General features: G+C 69.8%; 16 protein-coding genes. 10 read left to right on the top strand and 6 right to left on the bottom strand.

Translation table 11 applies throughout. From position 1 onward, the window contains the following. Positions 1-93: 93 nt before the first annotated feature. The 4 genes from ACFPZ3_RS09870 to ACFPZ3_RS09855 form a co-directional block, all read right to left on the bottom strand. Positions 94-2,265, bottom strand: a complete 2,172-nt coding sequence (locus tag ACFPZ3_RS09870) for an ROK family protein (protein WP_379513686.1) — start codon at positions 2,263-2,265, stop codon at positions 94-96. Beyond that, complete coding sequence (locus ACFPZ3_RS09865; RefSeq protein ID WP_379513685.1) at positions 2,258-5,416, bottom strand: alpha-mannosidase; 3,159 nt, start codon at positions 5,414-5,416, stop codon at positions 2,258-2,260. Before ACFPZ3_RS09865 ends, ACFPZ3_RS09870 begins: the two co-directional genes overlap by 8 nt. A gap of 180 nt (positions 5,417-5,596) precedes the next feature. Beyond that, on the bottom strand, positions 5,597-6,886 hold the full coding sequence (locus ACFPZ3_RS09860) for an enolase C-terminal domain-like protein (RefSeq protein WP_379513684.1): 1,290 nt from the start codon (positions 6,884-6,886) through the stop codon (positions 5,597-5,599). Positions 6,887-6,979: 93 nt separating this feature from the next. Beyond that, positions 6,980-7,765, bottom strand: coding sequence for an IclR family transcriptional regulator (locus ACFPZ3_RS09855; protein ID WP_379513683.1), 786 nt, complete (start codon positions 7,763-7,765; stop codon positions 6,980-6,982). 196 nt (positions 7,766-7,961) lie between these two features. On the opposite strand from ACFPZ3_RS09855, the gene ACFPZ3_RS09850 reads away from it, so the two are divergent. The 10 genes from ACFPZ3_RS09850 to ACFPZ3_RS09805 all read left to right on the top strand — a co-directional run bounded on the left by ACFPZ3_RS09850 (position 7,962) and on the right by ACFPZ3_RS09805 (position 21,353). Continuing rightward, entirely contained in the window at positions 7,962-9,308 is a 1,347-nt protein-coding gene (locus ACFPZ3_RS09850; protein WP_379513682.1) for an ABC transporter substrate-binding protein, read from the top strand. Then, a complete protein-coding gene (locus ACFPZ3_RS09845; protein WP_379513681.1) occupies positions 9,305-10,294 on the top strand; it encodes a carbohydrate ABC transporter permease in 990 nt (329 codons plus the stop codon). The genes ACFPZ3_RS09850 and ACFPZ3_RS09845 overlap by 4 nt, the downstream gene beginning before the upstream one ends. Beyond that, positions 10,291-11,160 carry a carbohydrate ABC transporter permease gene (locus tag ACFPZ3_RS09840; RefSeq protein ID WP_379513680.1) on the top strand — a complete coding sequence of 290 codons (870 nt, stop codon included), beginning with the start codon at positions 10,291-10,293 and terminating at the stop codon, positions 11,158-11,160. Before ACFPZ3_RS09845 ends, ACFPZ3_RS09840 begins: the two co-directional genes overlap by 4 nt. Beyond that, positions 11,160-11,996, top strand: a complete 837-nt coding sequence (locus ACFPZ3_RS09835) for an NAD-dependent epimerase/dehydratase family protein (protein WP_379513679.1) — start codon at positions 11,160-11,162, stop codon at positions 11,994-11,996. The genes ACFPZ3_RS09840 and ACFPZ3_RS09835 overlap by 1 nt, the downstream gene beginning before the upstream one ends. Positions 11,997-12,087: 91 nt before the next feature. After that, positions 12,088-16,038, top strand: a complete 3,951-nt coding sequence (locus tag ACFPZ3_RS09830) for a discoidin domain-containing protein (RefSeq protein ID WP_379513678.1) — start codon at positions 12,088-12,090, stop codon at positions 16,036-16,038. A 456-nt stretch (positions 16,039-16,494) separates the two neighbouring features. After that, a complete protein-coding gene (locus ACFPZ3_RS09825; RefSeq protein ID WP_379513677.1) occupies positions 16,495-18,063 on the top strand; it encodes a hypothetical protein in 1,569 nt (522 codons plus the stop codon). A 205-nt stretch (positions 18,064-18,268) separates the two neighbouring features. Further along, positions 18,269-18,826 carry a YceI family protein gene (locus ACFPZ3_RS09820; protein ID WP_379513676.1) on the top strand — a complete coding sequence of 186 codons (558 nt, stop codon included), beginning with the start codon at positions 18,269-18,271 and terminating at the stop codon, positions 18,824-18,826. A gap of 43 nt (positions 18,827-18,869) precedes the next feature. Then, positions 18,870-19,472, top strand: a complete 603-nt coding sequence (locus ACFPZ3_RS09815) for a dihydrofolate reductase family protein (protein ID WP_379513675.1) — start codon at positions 18,870-18,872, stop codon at positions 19,470-19,472. A gap of 25 nt (positions 19,473-19,497) precedes the next feature. Beyond that, positions 19,498-20,064, top strand: coding sequence for a dihydrofolate reductase family protein (locus tag ACFPZ3_RS09810; RefSeq protein WP_379513674.1), 567 nt, complete (start codon positions 19,498-19,500; stop codon positions 20,062-20,064). A gap of 326 nt (positions 20,065-20,390) precedes the next feature. Beyond that, positions 20,391-21,353, top strand: a complete 963-nt coding sequence (locus tag ACFPZ3_RS09805) for an endonuclease/exonuclease/phosphatase family protein (RefSeq protein ID WP_379513673.1) — start codon at positions 20,391-20,393, stop codon at positions 21,351-21,353. 733 nt (positions 21,354-22,086) lie between these two features. Here the strand turns inward: ACFPZ3_RS09805 and ACFPZ3_RS09800 are convergent. Further along, complete coding sequence (locus ACFPZ3_RS09800; protein ID WP_379513672.1) at positions 22,087-22,590, bottom strand: GNAT family N-acetyltransferase; 504 nt, start codon at positions 22,588-22,590, stop codon at positions 22,087-22,089. A gap of 791 nt (positions 22,591-23,381) precedes the next feature. Continuing rightward, entirely contained in the window at positions 23,382-24,275 is an 894-nt protein-coding gene (locus ACFPZ3_RS09795) for a CHRD domain-containing protein (RefSeq protein ID WP_379513671.1), read from the bottom strand. Between the last annotated feature and the right edge of the window lie 275 nt (positions 24,276-24,550).

The raw sequence follows: 24,550 nt of genomic DNA, 5'->3' as shown, positions 1-24,550 counted from the left end.
GGTGACGGCGAGCACGCCTGCCTGGTTCTCGACCAGGCGCTGTCCGCCCAGCCTCGGTCGCCGCCGCTCGGCTGACACCTCAGGGGCGGCCCGTCACACGAACCGGCCGGCGGCCTGCGAGGCCCGCCACAGGGTGTTGCTGCCCAGCCGCGGGGTGAACGTGGCGTGGAAGATGGTGGAGGCCGCGCCGACCGCCGCCGCCTCCGGGCCTAGCACCGACGCCTCGACATCGACGTGCCGCAGCCGCCGCGCGGTGGGGAAGTCGTTGACCATCGCCCCGATGTGGCCGAGGTACAGCGGGGCCGCCTCATCGGTGAAGAAGGGGCCGCCCAGAACCACCAGATCGATGTCCAGCAGATCGACCAGACCGATGGCGCCCTGCCCGATGGCCCGCGCCAGGTCCCGCACAGCCGCGCCGGCGGCAGGATCGCCGCCGGCGGCCGCCTCGGTGATCACATGGTACGCCGCGGTGCTGCCCGGCTGATCCGTGCCGGCGGCGCAGCCGTGGCGGGCGGCCAGTTGCGAAAGGCCGACCGGTGGATTGCACTCGGGGAGGATCTCCGGCCTGCCGCCGGGCTCCGTACGGCCCAGGGCCACAGCACAGAGCTGGCCGAACTCACCGGCATTGGCGCTGGTGCCCCGATACAGGTCGCCGTTCAGATACAGCCCGGAGCCCACACCGGTGCCGAGATAGAGGTAGGCGAAGTCGCGCGCCCGGCGGTCGCGTCCGATCCATCGCTCGCCCGCGGCGGCCGCGGCGGCGTCCTTCTCCATGATCAGCGGACACTGAAAGTGGTCCTTGAGCAGATACAGCAGCGGCAGATCGGTCCACACCGACATCAGCGGCGGATCGAGCACGGTGCCCGAGGCGATGTCCACCGGTCCTGGAACCGCGACGCCGATGCCGAGGAAGCCGTCCGCGCGCACCGCGCCGCGGGCATCGGCCAGCACATCGCTGCCCAGCTGTACCACCTGCTTGACCAGCACCTCCGGATCGGCGGTCCGGTGCACGGGCTGAGCGCGTACGGCGATGAGCGTGCCGTCGAGGTCGATGACGACGGCGGTGATGACCTCCGGGTCGATGTGGATGCCCACCGCGTGCGCCGCGTCGCCGCGCAGCCGCACCGGGGTACGGGGCTTGCCCGTGGTGGCGTGCCGCTGGGCGTCCTCGACGAGGATGCCGCGGGCGAGCAGCGACCGGGAGATCCTGGACACCGACTGCTGTGTCAGGCCGGTGCGGTGGGCTATCTCGCCACGGGTGATCGTGCCCGAGAGCCGGACGACCTCGATGACGACGCACTCGTTGAACGAGCCCAGGTCGATGTGGTTGGCCCCGCCCGACGTCTCGCGGCGCAGCGCGGCGTCCGGCTCCTCGCCGGACGGCACGTGGCTCGCGATGCTCTCGCGCAGCCACTGAAGCGGCTCGCCGGGCGGTTCCGCCGCGTAGCGGCCGATCGCGCCCGCGAGGTCGAGGTAGACGCGGCGGGAGGACTCCGGATGCCGGGTGCTGTCCAGGGTGATCAGAGCGCGCAGATAGCCGCGCCAGTGCGAGGAGCCGAGGACGCGGTGGAACGTGACATCGACGTCGCCGCCCGCGATGTCAGGTGTTCCCCGCAGCACGAGGGCGTGCAGCGCGACGTGCGGATGCCGGCGGCGGGTTCTGGCCAGGAAACCGGCCAGACTTCCCGGCCGGCTGGAGTCGCTCGGCAGAGCGACGGCCGCGAGTGCCTCGCAGGCCCGGTCCAGCTCCGACAGTACGTCCGCGCCGACCCCGCTGCCCTCCGGCGGGCCCCCGGCCGACTGGTGACGGGTGCCGGTGAGCAGCACGGTGCGTTCTGCGTCGGCGTACAGGCCGATGACCCACAGGTCCGGGCTCGGCAGCGGCGGGTCCGCGGGCGGCCCGGCGGACCAGCGGCGGCGCACCGACGCGACCGTGGCGTGCGACAGGCCGAGGTCGCGGGCGATGGCCCTGGACGCGGCGCCGCTGCCGGGGCCGAGGAGCATGCGCGCGATGACATCGGCCTCGTCGACGGTCACGGGACGGCCGGGCCTGGCCTGGACCCCCAGCCCGTCCATGCCGGACTCCGTCCAGCGGTGCCGCCAGGTGCCGACGGTCTGACGGGAGACACCGAGTTGCCGGGCGATGTCGGCGTCACGCATCCCACGGGAGGCGAGCAGGACGATCCGGGCGCGCAGGGCGAGCTGCCCGCCCTGGGCGGCCCACTTGCGGAGCGCGGCCTCGTCGGCCGGCTGGATCTCAGACATCGGCGTCCCGCAGCGGACGGGTGAGGCGCAGCGTGACGATCTCGAAGGGACGCAGTGACAGGGGCACCTCGCCGCCATCGTCGATGTGCTCGGGGAGGGGACGGCTCCTGCCCCCGCGGGCGTGCGAACTCGGGAACGGGTCCTCCAGCAGGTCCGTCTCCCGTACGTGAGTCACCGGGAAGTGCGCGGTGAGCGTGGTCCGGGCCTGCCCGCCGCGGGATTCGTAGAGACGGACGATCACATCTCCCGACTGGTCGTCGGCGAGCTTGACGGCCTCCACCACCACGTCCGGGTTGTCCACCGTCAGCAGTGGCCGGCCGGTTTCCTCCGCGCCGGGGGCGGGACGCAGCGGCAGGTTCAGTTCGTAGCCGGCCTCGATCGCCGCGCCGACATCCGCGCCGGGGCGCAGCGCATACCGGAAGCGGTGCCCGCCGCGGTCGGCGTACGGGTCGGGGCTGTGCGGGGAGCGCAGCAGCGACAGCCGCACGGTGGTCGTGGTGCCTCCGGCCGCGCGGGTGCTGCGGCTGATGTCGTGGCCGTAGGTGGAGTCCGTGGCCAGCGCCACGCCCCACCGGTGCTCGCCGACGTGGATCCAACGGTGCGCCCACAGCTCGAAACGGGCCGCGTCCCAGCTGGTGTTCTCGTGCGTGGGGCGCTCGACGTGGCCGTACTGGATCTCGGCGCGGGCGCTCTCCGCGTGCACGTCCAGCGGCCACGCGGCCTTCAGCAGCATGTCGCGCTCCCGCCAGTCGATGTCGGAGTCGACGACGAGGGCGTGACTGCCGGCCGTGAGGAGCAGGTCCTGCACGATGGTGGAGCGGCCGGTGGAGCGGGTGACGCGTACGCTCGCCCGCAGCGGGCCCCGATCGAGCAGTTCGACCGAGAGCGCCTCGGTGAGGTCGCGGTGGACGCTGCGGTAGGTCGGGTCGATGTTCCAGGCGCTCCAGCGCACCGGGTCGTCGGGATGCAGCTGCAGCAGATTGCCCGCCCCGCCGGGTGCGATCGCGTCCCTGCCGGAGGCGAGGTCGACGGCGGAGCGTACGAGCCCGTCCCCGTCGATGCGAATCCGGATCAGGCCGTTGTCGAGGACGAAACCGTCGTCCTCGACGGCCGTGACCGCGGCGGTGTCGCCCAGCGGCAGGTCGGCCGGACCGCGGCCGAGAGCGGGAGCCTCGGCGAGAACCGCCCAGCGGTCGTCCGCGAGGTGTTGACATTCGGTGGTGGCGGGGCGGTCGTCGAGGATCACGACCTCGCGGCGGTCGTGCGGCGCGGCGTTGAGCACGGTCGGCGCGTCGCCGTCGCCGCGCGCACCGGTGGCGCGCTCGATCAGGCGCTCCAGCCGGCGGTGGACGCGGGCGTAGGTCTGCTCGGCCTCCTGGTGCACCCAGGCGATGGAGGAGCCGGGCAGGATGTCGTGGAACTGGTGCAGCAGCACCTGCTCCCAGATCTCGGTCAGTTCCCCGTAAGGGTATGAAGCGCTTTCCCGCACGGCGGCGGTCGCCGCCCACAGCTCGGCCTCGCGCAGCAGCGCCTCGCTGCGCCGGTTACCGCGCTTGGTGCGGGCCTGGCTGGCGTAGACGCCACGGTGTGTCTCCAGGTACAGCTCGCCCCGCCAGACCGGGGCCGTGTCCTGGTACTCCTCGCGGGCCTGCTGGAAGAATGCCGACGGCTCCATGATCTTAACGCGCGGCGAGCCCTCCAGGTCGGCCAGCCGCCGTGCCTTCTCCATCATCCCGGCGGTGGGGCCGCCGCCGCCGTCGCCGTGGCCGAAGGGAACCAGGGAGCGGGTCCCGCCGCCCTTGTCGGCGTAGTTGGCGACCGCATGGGCCAGCTCGGCGCCCGTCAGCTCGGCGTTGTAGGTGTCGACGGGCGGGAAGTGCGTGAAGATCCGGGTACCGTCGATGCCCTCCCAGAAGAACGTGTGGTGCGGCAGCCGGTTGGTCTCGTTCCATGACAGCTTCTGGGTGAGGAACCACTCGGCCCCGGCGAGCGTCGCGATCTGCGGATAGGCCGCGGTGTATCCGAAGGAGTCGGGCAGCCACACGCCGTCGGTCTGCACGCCGAGCTCGTCACGGAAGAAGCGGCGGCCCATGACGAGTTGGCGGGCCAGTGCCTCACCGCCGGGAAGGTTGCCGTCGGCCTCCACCCACATGCCGCCCACGGGCACCCAGTTGCCGGCGGCGACGGCCTTGCGGACCCGGTCGAAGACCTCCGGCTGGTGCTCCTTGATCCAGGCGTACTGCTGGGCCGAAGAGCAGGCGAAGACCAGTTCCGGGTACTCCTCGGCCATCGTGACCATGTTGGAGAAGGTACGGGCGCACTTGCGCACGGTCTCGCGAAGCGGCCACAACCAGGCGGAGTCGATATGCGCGTGGCCCACCGCGACGGCGGTGTGCGCCGACTCGTGGGCGCGTCGGGCCAGGACAGGCGCGAGGACCTCGCGGGCGCGAGCCGCGGTGGCCGGCACCTCGTACGGGTCGACGGCGTCGACGGCGCGCTCCAGTGCGACCCGGATCTCGTGCCGGCGCGGCAGCGACTCGGGCAAGGCCAGCATCAGCTCATAAAGCACCTCCACGTCGTGGATCAGGTGCCAGACGTCCTCGTCCCGGACAACGATGTCGGCGCGGCGGAGCTGGTACAGGGGCGCGCTTCCGGCGGTCACGGGGTCGCCGAACTGGGTATTGACGCCCGCGCTGCCCACAATGGGGGGATTCCCCGCGGCTTCCACGAGCAGATGGACCGGTTCACCTCCAGCAGCGCACCGATTCAGCAACAGAGTGCGGTTGTACGGGTGCAGACCCTGCAGCGGCTTGCCCCGCTCGTCATGGACGAACCCCTCAGCCTGACCGCCGGGCCCGCGGGTGAGATCGAAGCCGAGGTCGAAAATCGCCTCGACCCGGCGGCCCGCCCAGCGCCGCGGAATCTCCGTCGTGAACCGGAACCAGGTGGTGGACCACGGCGCGCCCCATTCTCCGCCGATCGTGAACGGGTGAAAGTCGGCCTTCAAAGCCGTCGACGCCGCCACCGGCTCGCCCGGCGCGGTCCAGGCCACGATGTCCATGGGCACACGGTGGGGGTACAGCGCGGAACGCAGCCGCTCTTTGAGGAACTTGGCTATGCGCTCCTCGCCGACCTGCTGGTGAGCATGCATGGGTTTAGGCCTTCCTGTCCACCTGATGTCGGCCATGTAAAACCAAGTGTGTTATTAAGTCAAGGCCAGATCGACTTCCCTTTACCTGCGCCTCGGCAAATAACCAGGTAAACGGTCAGGGAAATTAGTTTACAATCTTCCGCCATTGCGTCAGATAATTCCCTGACGATATCGGCGGCATTACGGACGATGGACGCTGCCGTCGACGGCGCGCAGCAGCGCCCACCGGTCGTGCTCCAGCGGCTCCGGCACCGGGTAGCGGCGGGCGGCGATCTCGTCGAAGTCCACCCCGTGGCCGGGCTTCTCGCGCGGCGCCAGGCCGCCGTCGACCGGAACGATCGTCCCGGGGAAGACCTCCAGCACCGCGGGCTTGAAGGCGGCCGCCTCCTGGACCCCGAAGGCGTGGCTGCCTATCGTCATCGCGAGGGTCGCGGCCTGGGCCACGGGGCTGACATCCGCCGGCCCGTGCGGGGCGAGCCGCACGCCGCGCAGCTCGCACAGAGCGGCGAGCTTGCGGGCTGGGGTGAGACCGCCGAGGGTCGGGATGCGCAGCCGGGCGAAGTCGATGTCGGGGCCGTCGAGCAGGGCGAGGAACTGCTTCGGGTCGTGGAACAGCTCGCCCACGGCCAGCGGCACGGGAGAGGCGGCGTGCAGCCGGGCGAAATGCGCCGCGTCTTCGGGAGCGAGCAGGTCCTCGACGAAGTACAGCGCCGTATCCTCGACTCGGCGCAGGAATTCCCTGGCCTGCCGCGGATCGAGCCTCTCGTGCACGTCGTGCAGCAACTCCACCTCGTCGCCGACCAGCTCGCGCACCCGTGCCAGCGCCTTCGGCACGGTCCGCAGATAGGCGGCCGAGTCCCACGGCACCCGGCGCTCACGCGCCGCGGCGGCATCGATCGAGCCGCCGCGCGCGGCGCCGTAGGTGTCGGCGCCGGGCACGGCGACCTGCACCCGGACATGGCGAAAACCGCGCTCCCTGGCGGCGGCCACCTGTTCCGCGATCTCCGCCGCGTCGGCGCCGTCGACATGCGTGTACGCGGCGGCCCGGCGGCGCACCCGGCCGCCGAAGAGCGAGTGGAGCGGGGCGCCCAGGCGCTTGGCCTTCAGATCCCACAGCGCCACGTCGACACCGCCGAGCGCGTTGGACTCGATGGAGCCGCCGCGCCAGTATCCGCTGTTCAGCAGCAGCCGGTGGATGTCCTCGATGTCGTCGGGGTCACGGCCGACGAGCATCGGCCCCAGGTACTCCTCCAGCACGGTTCGCACCGCGAGCGTACGCTGGGGGTCGCTCGCGCAGCCGAGGCCGTACAGTCCTGGCTCGTTCGTCTCGACCCGCACGATCAGGTGCGGGCAGCCGTGCGGCGCGGTGAGGAAGGTCCGGACGGCCGTGATGCGGATCTTCGCACCACGCTCCTCGACCCAGGGGGCCGGGGCGAGGAGCGGCGGGGTGACGGCAGGGTTTGATGACATGAAAGCTCCTGCGTACAGATAAGCGTATGGTGTACGGATATCGGAACGTATGGAGTCCCGCCGGTCCTGTCAAACGGCCGGCGGACATCGCCTTCAGTGCTGGCCGAGCCGCTTGAGCAAGGTGCGCAGCGAGTGCGCCGCCTCGGTCACCGCGAGCGCGATCTCCTCGGTGCGCCGGGCGTCCATCCGGCTGCCGGGAGCCGAGCAGCTCACGGCGTCGCCGCCGTCGTGTCCGGCGCCCAGGGCCACCGCCACGCAGCGCACCCCGGGCGAGTTCTCGCCGTCGTCCAGGGCCCAGCCTCGCAGCCGCACCTCCGCCAGTTGGGCGGCCAGCTGCGCGGGTTCGACGACGGTGTCCGGGGTGAGCTTCTCCAGCGGCCACCCGAGCCGCCGGTCGACCTCGCCCGGCTCGTACTGCGCGAGCATCGCCTTGCCCGGTGCGATGGCGTGCGCGGGCACCCGATGGCCCACGGCCGAGTACATGCGCAACGCGTGCCGCGACTCGCGCTTGGCGAGGTAGACCACGTCCGGGCCGGACAGCCGGGTCAGGTGCACCGCCTCGCCCGTCTCCTCCGCCAGCGCGTCCAGCACCGGGCCCGCCAGGCTCACGACGTCGTCGCCCTCCAGATAGGCCGTGCCGGTCATCAGCGCTTTCAGGCCCAGGCTGTAGCGGGTGCCCGCCGCGTCGGCGTCCACCCAGCCGCGCCCCTCCATGGTGCGCAGGACGGCGTGCAGGCTGCTCTTCGGCACCCGCATGGCGCTCGCCAGCTCGGCGAGCGAGAGTCTGGCTCCACCCGCGCCCAGCAGTTCGAGGACCTCGAGGACCCGAGCTGCCGACTTGACCTCCTCGGGCTTGCGCTCGCGTGCCTCTGCTGTCACCGATTCCACCGGTTCCTCCGCTTCCGTGCCGGCGCTGATTGGCGCTCGTCCAGAGCCGATTCTCGTCGCCTTCTTGACGCTTATATCACTACGTCTCTATGTTCAGGTAACCAAACGATATTCGTCTACCTGAATGAAGCATAGCGAGGTAATGCCGATGCGCATACGTCATTCCGGGACCGCAAGACTGGCGGCGGTGGCCGTCGCAACCACACTGTCCCTGTCGGCCCTGACCGCGTGCGGCGGCGGTTCCGACGATTCAGGAAGCCCGGGCGCCGTCGAGATGTGGACCTTCAAGCAGTCCCATCTCGCCGGGCTTCAGACCGCCGCGGCGGACTTCGAGAAGTCGAGCGGGATCAAGGTCAAGGTCGAGGCGTACACGCCCGACGACGCCTTCGTGACCAAGATCCAGAGCTCGGCCAAGACCGGCGACCTGCCGGACGTGATGGAGACCCACTCCGACGGTGAGGACCTGGGCTTCGGCGCCAGCGGGATCGCCGCCGAGCTCACGAAGGTGGTGAACGACGCCTGGCTGGCGCGCTACTCCGCCACCGTGCGGGAGTCGGGCTACGTCACCGCCGCGAAGTTCAAGGAGTCCCAGGACGAGGGCAGCAAGATGCACGGCGTGAAGCAGGGTGCCCGGCACAGCGTCCCGTTCACCATCGGCACCTTCGGCATCGTCTACGCCAACAAGAAGATGCTCTCCGACGCCGGGATCACCAAGCCCCCGGGCACCTGGGCCGAGTTCGTCGAGGCGCTGAAGACCACGCATGCCAAGGACAACAAGAACGGCGGCCTGTCACTCGGCCTGAAGGTGCCGGACACCGGCATCACCTGGCTCGCCCAGCCGCTGGCCTACTCCATGCTCGGGCGGAGCGGCTATGAGGCCCTGTTCGGCAAGGACAAGGCCACCAACTGGTCCTCCCCGAACGGCGTCAAGGTGCTCCAGGCCTACGACCAGGTCACCCCGTACTGGATGCCCGGCACCCAGACCCTCGGCATCGACGAGGCCGACCAGGCATTCGCCCAGGGCAAGGCCGCCTGGCTGGTGGGCGGCACCTTCACGCTGGCCTTCCTGGAACAGAACGGCATGAAGCCCGACGACGTCTACGCGTTCGGCATGCCGGGAGACGCGTCGGGTCCGGTGCCCGACCCGGCTCTGGGTCCGCTGGCGCTGACCAGTCTCGTCCTCTCGGCCACGTCCGAGCAGCCTGAGAACGCCAAGAAGTGGATGGAGTACCTCGCCCAGCCCGAGGTCGCCGCGAAGTTCTCCAAGGCGGCCACCGATCTGCCCGCCACGGAGCTGGGTTCTGAGGTCTCCTCGATCGTCGGCCCCACCCTCGCCTCGCTGCTCGACAGCTTCAAGGGCACGCCCGAGGACACGTACGACCCGAGCCGCCGGGAGTTCTTCCCGCCGGGCTACCAGCAGGACAAGGCCGGATCGATCCTCGTCGACATGACCCCCCTGAAGAAGGCGACGCCGGAGCAGACCGCGCAGAAGCTCACCGAGCTCAACGACAGCTTCTGGGCGACATCCCAGTGACCACCGCGCACCGTCCCGCGGTGCCGGGAGCCGCCAGGTCCGGCGGCGGGAGCCGCCGGACCCCGTCAGAGGCCCCGCCCCGCCGTCGGCGTTTCCGCACCGAGGCCGTCTCCGGCTATCTGTTCGTCGCCCCCGCGGTGATCCTCTTCGCCGTGATGGGCGTCTACACCATCGGGTACGGCTTCGTGCTCAGCTTCGCACAGTGGAACGGCTTCACCCCGAACTGGAAGTGGGTCGGCCTCGCCAACTACGCCGACCTGCTCTGGCGCGACCCGGTGTTCGCGCCCCCGGTGCATGCCGCGGCGCTCAACACCCTCTGGGTGATGATCTTCGTGCCGCTGCTCACCGTCGCCGTGTCGTTCCCCCTGGCCGTCCTGCTCAACCAGGTCAAGCGGCTGCAGGGCGTGCTGCGCTCGATCTACTTCGTGCCGTACGTGACCAGTGGCATCGCCGTGTACTTCGCCTGGCGGTACATCCTGCAGCCGGAGGGCGCCATCAACTTCCTGCTCGGGGTGCTGGGGCTCGGCTCACTGCAGGAACCGCAGGGCTGGCTCGGCAATCCCGACACGGCGCTCGCCACCCTCATCGTCGTCATCGTCTGGGGCAACGTCCCGGTCGCCATGCTGCTGTACCTGACCGGACTGCAGAGCATCAACCCCAGCGTGCTGGAGGCCGCGCAGCTCGACGGCGCCGGCTGGTGGCGCACGAACCTGTCCGTCATCTGGCCCCTGCTGATGCCGCTGACCGGCATCAACGTGCTGCTCAACGTGCGCGAGTCGCTGCACGGCTTCCAGACCTTCCTGGTGATAACCAACGGCGGACCCGCCGACCACACCAACGTCCTGGGCCTCGAGGCCTACCGGCTGGCCTTCCTGGAGAACCTCAACCCCACCCTGGGCCTGGCCAGCGCCCTGGGCTGGATCCTGTTCGCGGTGGCGATCGTGCTCGCCCTGATCAACCTGCGAGTCCTGAGGAGCCGTGTATGACCGCCGCAGACCTGGCGGCCCCCCGCAGCGCCGACACCCGTGTGGCGGGACGGATCGTCGCCCGCGCGATCGTCCTCCTGCTGCTGATCGGCTACGCGGTGGTCAGCCTGTACCCGTTCCTGTGGATGGTCTCGGCCGCTTTCAAGAACCAGATCGAAGTGGTCAGGGGCGGGAACCTCATACCCGAGAGCCCGACCCTCGACACGCTCATCGGCACCTGGAACAAGCTCCACTTCTTCGACTACTTCCTCAACAGTGTGCTGGTCACCGTCTACACGGTGGTGCTGACGCTGGCGGTCTACGCCGCCGCCGGCTACGCCTTCGCCGTCCTGCGGTTCAAGGGCCGCGTCGCGCTGTCACGGCTGTTCATGGCGCTGCTGTTCGTCCCCGGCGTCACCGTGATGCTCCCGATCGTGATCCTTGAGCACCAGCTCGGCCTGCTCGGCACTCACTGGGGTCTGGTGCTGCCCTTCGTCAACGGGGGCGCACCGTTGTCCATCCTGCTGATGACCGCGGCGTTCAGAGCCGTCCCCGCCGAGCTGCGGGAGTCCGCACGCGTCGACGGCGCCTCGGAGTTCCGGATCTTCACCGTCATCTATCTGCCGCTGGCCAAGCCCGCGCTGATCACGGTCGCGTTGCTGACGGTGATCCCGACGTGGAACGAGTACCTGCTCACCCGCGTCTCGCTCAACGACCCGGAGACCTACACGCTGCCGCTCGGCCTGCAGACGCTCGCGGCGGAGAACGTCCCGCAGTACAACAACCTGATGGCGGGCGCGCTCATCGTGGTCATCCCGGTGATCCTGCTTCTCCTCTTCCTGCAGCGCTACTTCGTCAACGGCCTGATGGGCGCGGTGAAGGGCTGATGCGGGTACTCGTCACCGGAGCCGCCGGTCATATCGCCCGGTACGTGATCCGGGAACTGGCCGAACACGACCATGTGATCACCGCCACCGACGTGGAGCCGGTCGAAGCCCCCCATATCGACAGGGTGCACGTCGGCGATCTGCGAGACCCGGAGCTGGTGCGCTCCGCGATGGCCGGCGCCGACGCCGTCGTCCATCTGGGCGCCATCCCGCACCCCGTGTCGGACGACCCGAGCCAACTGTTCGCCACCAACTGCCTGACCGCGCACCGGGTGCTGGACGAGGCGGGCCGGGCCGGGGTGCGGCGCGTCGTCGCCGCCTCCAGCCTGGCCGCCGTGGGCCTGGCCTGGGCGCCTCATCCACACCAGCCTCGCTATCTGCCGCTGGACGAGGAGCACCCCATCCTGGTGGAGGACCCGTACGGGCTGTCGAAGCTGGTGCTGGAGGAGATCGCGCACGCCACCCACCGGCGCTGGGGTACGGATGTCGTCTCGCTCCGCCTGCCGTTCACCGGTACCGACACCCGGCTGAAGGCGCAGCTGGCCGCGGTCGCGGCGAACCCCGAGGCGCACCGCAACGACCTGTGGGCCTGGCTGGACACCCGCGACGCCGCGACGGCGGTACGGCACGCGCTGACCGCCGAGCTGAGCGGCAGCCACGTGGTCAACGTCGCCGCGCCGGACACCTCGGCGCCACTGCCCACGATGGAGCTGCTCGACCGCCACCTGCCCGGGGTCTCGGTGCACACCGAGCTCACCGGCCACACCTCGCTGGTCGACAGCACGGCCTGCGCGAAGCTGCTGGGCTTCCGCCCCAACCGCAGCTGGCGCACCTGACCCACCCCCGGCGTGCCGCGGACAAGCAGGCACCGCCGTCCCCGTGTGACCCGCGTCAGGGCCCTGACGCCCCGAGACCAGGAGGTTGCCAGTGTTACCCCATCCGCCCTCACAGCGCCGAGCCCGTCGCGCCGTCGTCGTGCTGTCGGCCGCGCTGGCCGCGGTGACACTCTGGGCGCCCGGATCGATCGCCGCCGCGGCCGGTCCAGAGCCGGTGATGTACCCGAGCGGCGTCGGCGCCGACCTCGGCCCCACCTCCAGAACCCTGGGTGTACGCGCCGCCGCCGGGGCGGACCCGGCGGGCCTGCGCACCGGCGAGGTGGACGGCAGACCGTACTGGGAGAGCGACCCCGCCGCGGGCACCTCCTACCTCAGCTTCGACCTCGACGACGAGTACGTGCGGCAGCTGCCCGCCGACGACCTGGTGGTCAGCGTCACCTACCGCGACACCGGCGAGGGCGAGCTGACCCTGCGCCAGGGCGCGGACGGCACGGACTCCGCCCTGGCCTACACCGGCACCGGCACCTGGAAGACCGGCGCTTTCGCGCTGACCGACGCCGTCCTCACCGGAGGTGCCGACGTGCTGCGCCTGTCCGGTCGCAGCGGCGGCGCGGCGCGGAGCATCACCGTCGCCTCGATCCGCGTCGGCTCGGCCGGCGCCTCCGTCACCCTCGGCGCCGCCCCGGAGAGCGCCGGCATCACCCCGCGCTTCGGCGACTCCTCCACCGGCCTGGTCACCGGTGAGAAGGACGGCCGCGGCTACTGGCAGACGAACCGCGGCGCCTCTCCGCCCGGCGTCAACTTCTTCTACATGAACGTCGCCGACACCTACGCCTACGACACCACCGACACGGTGTTCGTCAGCGTCGACTACCTGGACGAGGGCAACGGCACGTTCGGCCTGCACTACGACTCGCCGGGCACCGAGATCCCGCAGAAGTTCAAGAACTCCGAGGTCGTCTCCTTCGGCGACACGGGGACCTGGAAGACCTACACCTTCGCCCTGTCCGACGCGATCCTCACCAACCGCTCCAACGGCTCCGACTTCCGCATCCACAACGCGGGCGCCACAGAGCTGAAGGTCGCCGCCGTACGCGTCGCGCTTGCCCCCACCGAGCTCAAGCCCGCGCAGGGGCTGGAGAACCTCATCGACACGGCCTCGCTGAAGCTGTTCGCGGCCCGCGAGGGCACCCGCGACGGCCAGTACCCGGCCGGCGCCAAGGACGGGCTGACCGCGGCCGTCGCCGCGGCCAAGCAGGTGGCGGCGGACGAGAACGCCACCGAGGAGCAACTGCGGCAGGCTCTGCACGGCCTGAACGACACGCTGCGGGACTTCCTCGCCACCGCCGTGGTCACCGACCTCGCCCGCGGCGCCAAGCTCACCGCCAGCAGCGCCCCCGACGACGCGGCGCTGGCCGCGGACGGCGACACCGCGACCATCTGGGCCAGCGCTGAGAGCGGCGAGGGCGAGTGGCTGCAGGCCGACCTCGGCCAGGCGAAGGCCGTCAACGACGTGCGCGTCCACTGGGTCTCGCGCTACGCCTCCCGCTACGCCGTCCAGGTCTCCCGCGACGGCGCGCACTTCACGACCGTCGCGCAGGCGGGCGGCGGCGACAACAAGCCGATGCGCACCCGCTTCGAGACGGTGACCGCGCGCTATGTGCGGCTCTCGCTCACCGGCTACGCGGAGGGCGCCAAGCAGTTCGCCGTCGGTTCCTTCGAGGTACGCGACGAGCGTGCCGTACAGGGCGAGCCCAAACTGGTGAAGACGGAGTATCCGACCGAGTCCCCGGTGGTGGCCGACTTCGACATCCGCGACTACGGCGCCGACCGGACGGGCCGCAAGGACGCCACCAAGGCGATCCAGCGAGCGCTGTACGACTGTTACGACGCCGGCGGCGGCACGGTCTGGCTGCCCGCGGGCACCTACCGGGTGACCGACACCCTGGAGGTCCGCTCCTTCTGCACCCTGCGCGGCGACCGCCGTGACCCCGATCACGGCAAGGGCGGCTACGGCACCGTCATCTCGGCGGACCTGCCGTCCGGCGACGACGGGCCGGCGCTGATCCGCGTCGGCGGCAGCGCCGGCGTCATCGGGCTCACCACGTACTACCCGCGGCAGAGCGCGACCGACCCGGTGCGGTACAACCACACCTTCCAGATCCCCGGCCGCGCCTGGATCGGCAACGAGAACTACATGATGACGACGATCTCCGACGTCACCATGCTCAACTCCTATCGCGGCGTCGGCATCAGCACCTACCGCAACGACCGCGGCGAGAGCGCGGGCTCGGGCCAGGTCCACGAGTCGGCGACGCTGCGCGGCATCAAGGGCACCGTGCTGGCCGAGGGCATCCGTGCCTACAACGGAGCCGACGTCGGCACCTGGGAGAACATCACGCTCTCCAACGCCTACTGGGCCGGCGCGCCCGCCGCCTACCGTCCGCCGCAGCGCGCCGCGCTGGACGCCTGGACCCGCGCGAACGGCACCGGACTGGTCCTGGGTGACCTGGAGTGGGACCAGTTCTTCCGGATCAGCCTGGCCGACTACCGCACCGGCATCCACATCGTGCCCGGCCAGCGCGCCCAGTTCACCGGCGCCTTCATCGAGGCGGACGTCCGCCGCACCGATGTGGCGCTCGAGACGGAGGACTTCGACTCTCGCTGGGGGATGTCGTTCGCCTCCAGCACCCTCGAAGGCAGCCAGGCCGCGGTAAGGAACAAGTCGCAGGCATACGTCAAGGTCACCGACACCGAACTGAAGGGAGCCGTCGAGGGCACCGTCCACCGGCTGTCCGGTAAGGCGCCACGCTACGAACCCAAGCCACTGCCCCGGCCCGCCCGCGCCGCGCTGTACGTCGCCGACCAGGCGCCGCGCACCAACGGCATCGTGCCCCGTCGGGACGCGACCGCCGCCGTCCAGCGGGTGCTCGACCGGGCGAGCCGGGACGGCGGCGGCATCGTCTACCTGCCCGCCGGCTGGTACCGGATCGACGGCCACCTCACCGTTCCCAAGGGTGTGGAGCTGCGCGGTGCGTCCGCCGTGGCCAACCGGGACCTGCTCGGCGCCAGCGCGGGCACGGTCCTCTGGGCGTACGAGGGCCGTGGCACGGCCGCCCCCGACACCGCCACCGCCCTCATCACCCTCGACGGCGACCGGGCGGGCGTACGCGGACTGCGCGCCTTCTACCCCGAGAACAACCCCGCCGCGGAGGGTGGGCTGAAGCCTTACCCGTACACGATCCGTGGCGACGGAACCGGCACGTACGTGATGGACGTCGGCCTACCCAACGCGTGGAACGCCATCGACCTGGCCGGCCACCCCAACGACGGCTTCACCGTCCGCAAGCTCGCCGGCGCGTACTTCAGCCACGGCATCACGGTCGGCACGAGCCGGGGCGGCCGGATCGAGGGCGTCCTGTCCAACGGCAACGCCGTGACCCGCGTCGGCTACGCCCTGCCGGACTGGGCGCAGGAGAAGGACATCTTCGCGCAGGTGATCGACGACCCGATGCGCATGCAGGCGCGGATCGTCACGGTCGACGGAGCCCGCGGCCTGACCCTGTTCAACGTGTTCGGGTACGGCTTCCACGACGGGCTCGCCGTCGCCTCCGGCGAGGTCACGGCGTTCAACCTCGGCACGGACAACCTCGGCAACGGCTACACCGTCGACGCGGGCGAGACGGCGATGGTCACCGTGGTCAACGTGATGCGCTACAACGGCGCCACACTGCGCGGCCCGGCACGGCTGATCAACGTCATGGCGATCAGCATGGCCCAGCATTCGGTCCGTGCCACAGCCGAACCGGCGGAGGGCGGCACTGTGTCCATCGGCGGCTACGAGACCGAGCCGGGGAAGTACGAGAAGGGCAGCGCGGTCACGTTCACCACGCGGCCGACGGCCGGCTACCGCTTCACCGGCTGGACGGTGAACGGCACCGCACAGAACGGTGTGGCCGAACTCAGACTGACGGTGAGCGCGGACCTGACGGTGACGGCACGCTTCGCGAAGGAGGATCAGCGCTGCTGCCCGGTTGAGTGATCCGGGCGCCGTGGGTCGGTGGTATCCGCCTCATCATGCTGGCCCTCCTCGGTCGCCCCGGCGAATGCCCGGGGCGACCGAGGGGGCGTTGCCCGCGTTCTTGCCGGTCTTGATCGTGGAGGCGACGGCGCAGGTCTTCGAGCGTCTGCTGGCCGACGGGGCGCGCGCCGGTCACTGGCGCCGTCTGCACGACCTGGATCGCCTCGCGCGGGTTCGCGGCCAAGCGACCGGTCATGCCGACGGGGGTGCAGACGGGCTTGTTCTGAGCGTACCGAGCTGAGCGGTCCAAGCCCGCCGGCGGCTCAACGTGTTTGACGATGCGGGACGGTCAACCGGTGGATGTCTTGCCAGGGATGTGCTGCCTGGCCCTCTCTGCGAGGCCGCGTCGATGATGACGGGCTCTGCCACGCGTGACCAGACCGTGCAGAGCGGCGTGTCAGCGTCGTAGTGGGGCGAGTGTGGCGGGTGCGTGTACGTCAACAGCGCGCACGCGCGGCCGTTGCGGCTCACTACTATTCCGCCATGCCTTTCGATCTTGCGCACTACGCATTCAGGGCCATGGTCTTCGTTCCGTTCGCGGGCGTTCCCGCGTCCGGGGCCATCCTCGCCGCGGTGCTCTCCGCGCAACCCAACCGCCACGAGTTCATGAGCCGGCGATTCGTCGTCGTGGGACTGTTCGTGTCGTTCGCCGGCGTCTGGCTGATGGGGCTCGGGGCGTGGCTGGGGCGTGCGGATTCGCGCTACGGCGCCATCGCGTACCTTGGGATGCTGTTGATCACTCTCATCGGCGCGGGTTTGCTTGTCGCCGGTCTTGGCCCGCTGCCTCCGTGGCTGCTGCAGATCTCCGGCCCGTACGCGGAACGGACGCCGCTGCCCTTCCGCCTGGCGGTCCGCGATCTGGGCCACCGTCGCGGTCGTGCGGCCCTCGCGATCACGCTGGCGATGATGGCGACGGCTTTCGGCATCGCGCTGACGGTCATCGCGGTCGGCGAAACGACGCAGAGCAGAGCTGGATACGCTCCCCGTGCCCGGCCGGGCGCCCTATTGGTCGTGCCCGGCACCCTGTACGCGGACCGATTCCCGGCGGCGGACGCGGGCACCGTACGAGCGGCGATCGAGCGGGAATTACCCGGGGTGCCGATCGCCCAGAGCGAGCGCCCTTCACGCGAATCTTGGCGCTTCAGCGCGAGGGCGGAGAACGTCGAGCTACCGGAGGAGGCCCTCTACTGGGATCAGGCCATCGGAGATGAGAAGCTGCTGCGCTACCTCACAGGCGATCAGTCGACGCCGTACGACGAGGGCACGGCCGTGGTGATCACGTCAGCCGACGTGAAGGTCGACTCGGTCGAGCTCTTCTACGAGATCAACGAGAACGACGAGATGGCGACGACCAAGATCGTCCGGGCGGTCATCGCCAGGACCGCCGATCCGCACATGGAGACGGTCTTCGTGCCCTCGAAGATCGTCCGGGACCTCGGCTACCGGCTCCAACCGGAGGAGCTGATCGTCGACCCCGCTCTCCGCCGCGTCACGGTGCAGGAGCAGGAGCGCCTCGACAACCGGCTCGACGACGCGCTCGCGGAGACTTACGTTGAGCGGGGCTTCGAGGCTTCGACCGGGTGGCTGCCCGTCGTGGCGGCGGCGCTCCTGCTCGCCCTCGCGTGCGCGCTGGCCGCCGGCTTCGGCAAGGCCGCGAACGCGCGCCAGGCCCGGATTCTGAGGCGGGCCGGTACCGGATCGGCCGCGGCCTTCCGTTGGTTCTGCGCCTGCCGCGCGGGTCTGAGCGCCTTGTGCGGAACGGTCCTTGGCGCGGTCGCCGGTTGTCCCGCCGGGATGTTGCTGCTGTGGCCCCTGACGGCGCCTACCACGTATGAGGAACCGGTACGGGTGCCGTTCGAGACCCCCTGGCCGGCGATCGCGGCCGTCGTCGCCGGCCTTCCCCTCCTCGCCGCCCTCGGCGCGCTCCTCGCTCGCGAGCAGTCGCACGTCCCCGCACCCACTGCGTCCCGGCCCCTGAACGGGTGAGTTCCGCATCGTGCGAACGTACTGCGCCATGCCCGCGCGACCACCACTCAGGTCCTGATCCACCGCGACGGCGCCGACCTGCTGGCAGAACTCATCGCCTGCGCGGTGACATCTGTATCTGTTCACCGGGGCGGCCACGGCGACAAGGTGGGCTTCATCGGAGATCGCCCGGGCAGGCCGGGCCGCACAAGGGGAGCCCTACGCCATGATCACCTTCGATAGGACCCTCGCCGCCGGCACCTGGGTCGGCGATCCCGTTCATTCCGACATCTCGTTCAAGGTCCGCCACATGGGCCTCGGCAAGGTCAGGGGGGAGTTCGCGCTCGTCTCGGCGGCGCTGAGCGTCGGCGAGGGTGGTGGCCGGGTGACCGCCCTCATCGACCCCGCCTCGGTGCACACCGGCAACGAACAGCGCGACCAGCACATCCGGTCGGCCGATTTCCTGGACGTGGAGAAGTACCCGCAGATCGAGTTCACCTCGACCGAGGTCCGCGGCTTCGACGGCGAGACCTTCATCCTGGTGGGCGAGTTGACCCTGCACGGCGTCACCAGGGCCGTCGAGATGGAGGCCGAGTTCCTCGGTGTCGTCGACGATCCGTCCGGCGCGGAGCGAACCGGGTTCTCGGCGACCACCACCATCAGCCGCGCCGCGTTCGGCGTCGACATCCAGCTCGGCTTCGGCGCCGGCAACGTCGTGGTCGCCGACACCATCGAGATCACCATCGAGATCGAGTTCACGACCACCGAATCGGACCCGCGATGACTATCGTGGCACCCCCGCTGGACGTAGTGAAAGGACCAGAGACGTGAGTAAGACCGTGTTGTACATGTCGATGTCGGTGGACGGGTTCATCGCCGGGCCGAACGCGGCGCCGGGCAACGGGCTCGGCGACAAAGGGCATCGGCTGCATGAGTGGGTTCTGCCGGATGCCGACGCCGATCACAGGAGAGACCTCGGCCATCTGGCGGGCGTGAACCGTGAGGTCATGGACGAGGTCATGGCCACCGGGGCGGTCGTCGTCGGCCGGCGGACGTTCGAGTTCGCCGGCGGCTGGGGCGGCGACCACCACGATGGCGTGCCGATCTTCGTCCTGAGCCGCCATCAGCCCGATCCTGAGCTGCAATGGCCCGGGGTCACCTATGTGAGCGACGTAACGGCCGCGATGAACATGGCCAAGGACGTGGCCGGCGACAAGGACGTACTGGTCCACGGAGCCCGCACCGCTCAGCTGGCACTTGCCGCCGGCGTCCTCGACGAGCTGCAGATTCACCTGGTCCCGGTCCTGATCGGACAGGGTGAACCGCTCTTCGGGGACATGCCGCCCGACCACGTCGAGCTCGAACTGCTCCGTGCCGCGGACGGGCCGGGCGTGACGCACCTGCGCTACCGCGTCAGGACGGGGGGCTGAGACGATGGCGCTCATCCGGCTGTACATGACCATGTCCCTTGACGGTTACGTCACCGGGCCGCAGGACAGCCAGGACACCCCGATGGGAATCGGCGGGTTCCGGCTTTTCAACTGGCTCGACCGGCGTAACGCCCCGGGACCCAGCGGACAGGTGTACACCGAGGTGCTGGCCACCCGCGCCGTCATCTCCGGCCGCCGCACCTATGAGCACGCCGACCGCTGGCAGGGCGACCATCACGACGGTGTCCCCGTCTTCGTTCTGACCCACGACGTCCCGGAGGACCCGCCGCCGGGCAGCGTCCGCTATGTCACCGACGTCCGCGAGTGCGCCGCACAGGCCCGCGCGGCGGCCGGGGACGGCGAGGTGATGGTGCACGGTGCCGGGGCGGCGCAGGCGCTGCTGCGGGCAGGGCAGCTCGACGAGCTGGAACTACACGTCGTACCGGTCCTGCTCGGGCAGGGACGCCGGCTGTTCGACGACCTGCCGGCCGAGCACATCGAACTCGACCTGGTCCGCCGGTTGACCACGCCGCAGGTCGAGCAACTCACGCAGCACGTCACGCACCTGCGCTACCGCATCCGCCGCCCGTGACCCGCGAAGTCCCGGCTTCCCCGTGCGATCGGAACCGTACGAACGTAGGGCATCTTGCCGAGATCTGCCGCTACTTTATCGCTTGGCCCTGGCCCAGACGCGCTCAGTCGAAGATCTTGAGGGGGAAACAACGGCCCGGGACTGCGGCCGCGGTGTGCGAGCCAGATGTCGAGAAGGGCGGCGGTGAGAGCGTTGACGGGAACCAGGCGCTTCACATCGCCTCTGGCCGAGGTCCGCAGCGGATCTCTGTCCGATTATGCCTGGCACCGGAACCGCCCTTTGGACAGGATCGCTGATAGCTGATCACGGAGAAGGGGACGGCTCTCATGCGGATCTCAAGTGTGCCGGATTTCGTGCGCCGGTTGTTGACGGTGGCGGCGGTGGCGGTCCTCATCGTCACCACCGCCGCCCTGCCGACGGGTCCCGCGTCCGCGGCCTCCTCCGCGACCGCGACGTACAAGATCTGGCACTGGAACATGGCCGGGCATCAACAGCACCTGGGCTCGACGACGAACGGCATCATCCAGGCGATAGCCGGCTCGATCAGCTATCGCCAGCCGGACTTCGTGTCGATCAACGAGATCTGCCGCAACCAGTACGACGCCGTGATCGATGCCCTGCAGAGCATGGGCTGGCCGCAGAATCCCGCGAACTTCGCCCGCTACGAGCCGATGACGGCGGCGGGCGATCCCGGTTACTGCGCCGGGTACGGCATCGGCATTGCGATCTTCAGCCGCTTCGCGCTGGGCGACACGCTACGGCAGGCCCTGCCCTACGACGGGTCGGACAAGCAGCGCAAACTCCTCTGCGCACCCGTCGCGGCGCAGCCCACGACCAGGTTCTGCACCACCCACCTGACAACCGTCGCCGCCTACAAGGCCGCCCAGCTCGGCCACGTGCACAGTGTCCTGGAGGCATACCGTTCCCAGGGAGACGTCCCGATCATCGCGGGCGACTTCAACGTGCAGCCGGACTCACCGCTGCTGAACACCTGGTACGACGCCTCGGTTGACACCGACGCCAATCAAGGCAACGCCGGCCGCTACCACGAGCTCGACGATCGCGAGGCCGTGTGCCCCGGCTGGGGCGAGCAGACCACCGAGAGCAACAAGCTGGGGGCCTGCGGCCAGTCGGGAAAGGTCGATCTGATCTTCGTCCCCGCCGACCGGCTGACCGGTTACCGCGCGGATGCCCACCCCATCGGGCACGTCTGCGGCGGCAACCGCGACAAGCCCTGCTCCGACCACCGCATCGTCGACGCCACCATCTCGGTCACGACCGGGGAGTGACGCGACCGCACTGACCAACCCCAGGCCAGGGCCCTGGCAAAGTCGGTTGAGTGGCTCTTGATCATGGGAGGCCGAGGAGGGCCAACGGCGTCTCGGGAGAGGTGTCGGACGGCTTGGGCGGGGTTGGTCGCGCCGGTCAGGCGCAGAGCTCCGATGGCGAGGTTGCGCAGGGCGGCCATGTTGCGGGGTGCTCGCTGGTCATCGTCGCGGGGCGGCCGCCGGCCGCGAGCCCTTCGGCCCCACCGTCCGGCCGGGGTCTGGCCCAGAGTGCCGTGCACCTGGCCGTGGTAGGCGGCCACCGCCAGGGCCAGCCACCTGTTCAGCTCGGTGACGGTCAGCATCGCCGTGGCCTGGCTGTCGTAGCTGACGCACTCGGCCGGGTTGGAGAAGGTGGTGCCGGGCAGTTCGTGCACCATCTGCATCATCGTGCCGTCACAGCCTGCTTGAGGATCCCGAGTGCCCCCGGCCCCCTTGGGACTGCGAGGGGCCGGGGCACTCTTCGTGCTCGTTCCCCTGGAAGGGAGGGGAGCCAGACTTTCTGGACAGGCCTTACGCGCGCGGACGAGGCTCTGGGGCAGCCCAGCTGTGACGGGCAGTGCTCTTTGACAGGGTTCCAGCGGCTTAACGCGCCTGTGGAGGGGGCTCAGCCGCCTGCTTCCAGCCTGGCTCGCGGGATCCGCCGGGTTCGACATCGAGATCTTACGTGGGGACCTGCGGTATCGCCTCTCGACCGCTACGTGGTGTCAAGGAGGTTCAGTCGCGCCGTGACCGCGTCGCCGTCGTGTGTGAGGTCGGCACCCAGTGTGGTGAGTAGTCGCTGAGCGGCCCTGTTGCCGGCGGTGGTGCTCGCGAGCAGATGCTGGGCGCCGTCGGCGCGGGCGAGGTCGAGGAGCTGCCGGACAACGGCACTGCCGACTCCGCTGGCGCGGTGTGTGCGTCCGATCCAGATGCCGGTTTCGACCGTGTGCCCGGCAGCCGCGTCCGTCAGGGGAAAGAGCCGGGCGGCTCCGACCACTTTGTCGGTCACGAGGATGGCGTAGGTGATCCCCACGGGGTTGGCCGACAGCGACCTCGATCGGTGGAAGCGTACGAACGCCTCCCGCCGGATGGCCGTCCACCCCTCGGGTCCCTCGACCGGCGGCATCACCTCAAGCGGATCCGCGTCGGCGATTGCGGCATCGAGCAGATCCTGCAACAGGCTCTCATCGAGCCGCCGCAACGTGACATCGGAACGCATACGGATACCCAGTCTTTCGCGGCTGTATGGATATGGACGGGCGGATGTGTCAACGGCCTGGGCCGGAGCGCCCCGGACGGTGGCCGGCCTGGATTGATCTCTCGATGCCCGCGAGCCTGGAACCTGCCTCGCTTGACATCAAGCCTGCCACCGCCGGTGATGCTGCGCTGTGCGCAGCATCACCGGGCCAGCAGGTAGGTATGCGCAGAGCGATTCCTCGCGCTGGCCGCCGTCATCATGGCGATCCCGGCAAGCGTGGGCGGTCTGCGGCACCGCGCACGGCGCCAGTCACACGCGCTCCCTGGAAACTGAGCGTGTGGGTGCCCGAAACTCGGCCGTTGGGGTTGACCTGGGGGTTTGGTGTTCCCGTTCTGGCGGGCATGATCGTTGTTCATGGCGCTGCGGTTGCTCTATCTGATCTTTTGTTCGGTACGCGGGTTGGTTGGTGTTGATGGGGTGCCGCGTCACCTGCCTGTCCCCAAGGCCGTTGCGTTCTCGGCTGGTGAGGCTGCTGCATCCCTGGGTCGAGTGGCCGATTGGCACGGAGCCCATCAAAGCCTGGCCCAGGCGGCTCCACTACACGCTGTCCCGGATCCATCGCCGATCCAGCCGGATTGGCCAACCTCAATGTGCGTCGGCGAGACCGGCTTGGCGGCGTTCTCCACGAATACTCACATGCCGCTCAACCTGCATGGACGGAGTCTTCGCCAGGTGCGGAGTTGCCCCTACGAGGCTCACCCGCCGTGCGAGCATGAGCTCGCACGGCGCGTGGTCCGAGCCTGGCAGGCGTCTTACCAGTCGCCCCTGTAGAGCTGGCCGCGTACCGCACCGCCAGGGAACTGGGCGGTGTGCAGGTTCACGTACCAGTTCTTCGGGTTGTTCCAGATGCGGCTGGCCAGCGCGGCAGAGGTGGTCGCGCTGCCGGCGACGCCGTTGATGCTGGCCGGCAGGCCCTTTTCGGCGGCGAAGAAGGGCACGACCACCGGCCCGTTCTTGCCCTTCACAGCGCGGTGGATGTGCGCGCCGACCGGCGCTCCGATCCCCTTCCACGAGGCGGCGAACCAGACCCGGTTGCCCTCCGGCTGCACCAGCCACCCTGCGCGCCCGTTGTGGTCGCCGACCTTCATGCCGGGCGCTGGCACCTCCTGTCGCCCGTCGGCCTGTGTGGTCAGCGTGGTGCCGAACCCGTGCGCCAGCACCGACTCCAGTTCCACCGGGCGGACCCGGTGCAGCTGAGCCCGTACGGCGCCGCCGCCGAACTCCGCGTTGTGCAGGTTGGCATACCAGTTGCCGGGGTTGCTGACGATCCGGCCGAGCAGGTTGAGGTCCTTGACCAGGACCGTGCCCTTGACGGCGTGGAGCGTGGCGGGCACCGCCGCGCCGAAGAACGGGACCCTGACGTCGCCGTTCTCGCCCGCACGGCCCCGATGGATGTGGAACCCGCTGGGCGCGGCGACCTTCTGCCAACGGACGGCGTAGTCCACCCGGTGACCATGGACCCGGAACACAGCGAGCGCGCTGCCATCCACGTCACCGACCTTCATCCCCTGAGCGGGCACCTCGTTCGCGCCCTTGAGTGACGCGGCCAGGTAGATGGGGGTACTGGCCTGCGCGGAGATCGGGGTGAGTGACATGGCGATCAGTGCGGCGGCCACGGTGAGGCCGGGGACAACGAGGGTGCGCATATTCATGATTACCCTTTCGGTTCTCTCTGGCCTGGTACGGCTACGTCCCTTTCGGGGTTCAACTTTTGGAAGTTGGATAGATACGCATTTCGAGTGGACTGCTCGATGAGCAGGTCGACCGCGACGTCCTCGATCAGCGGAGCCGTGTCCGCTCGGAAACACGGTTTCGTGCTCTGAACTGGGATTTGCTGCACGATCAAGACGGCGACCATCGCGACGTGTTGTCATCGCTTGTCCACCGTTTGGTGAGGGGCTTGTCCGGCCTGCCGGCGGTG

This window comes from Nonomuraea insulae (assembly GCF_042656245.1).
This window is presented reverse-complemented; position numbering and strand designations above follow the sequence as displayed.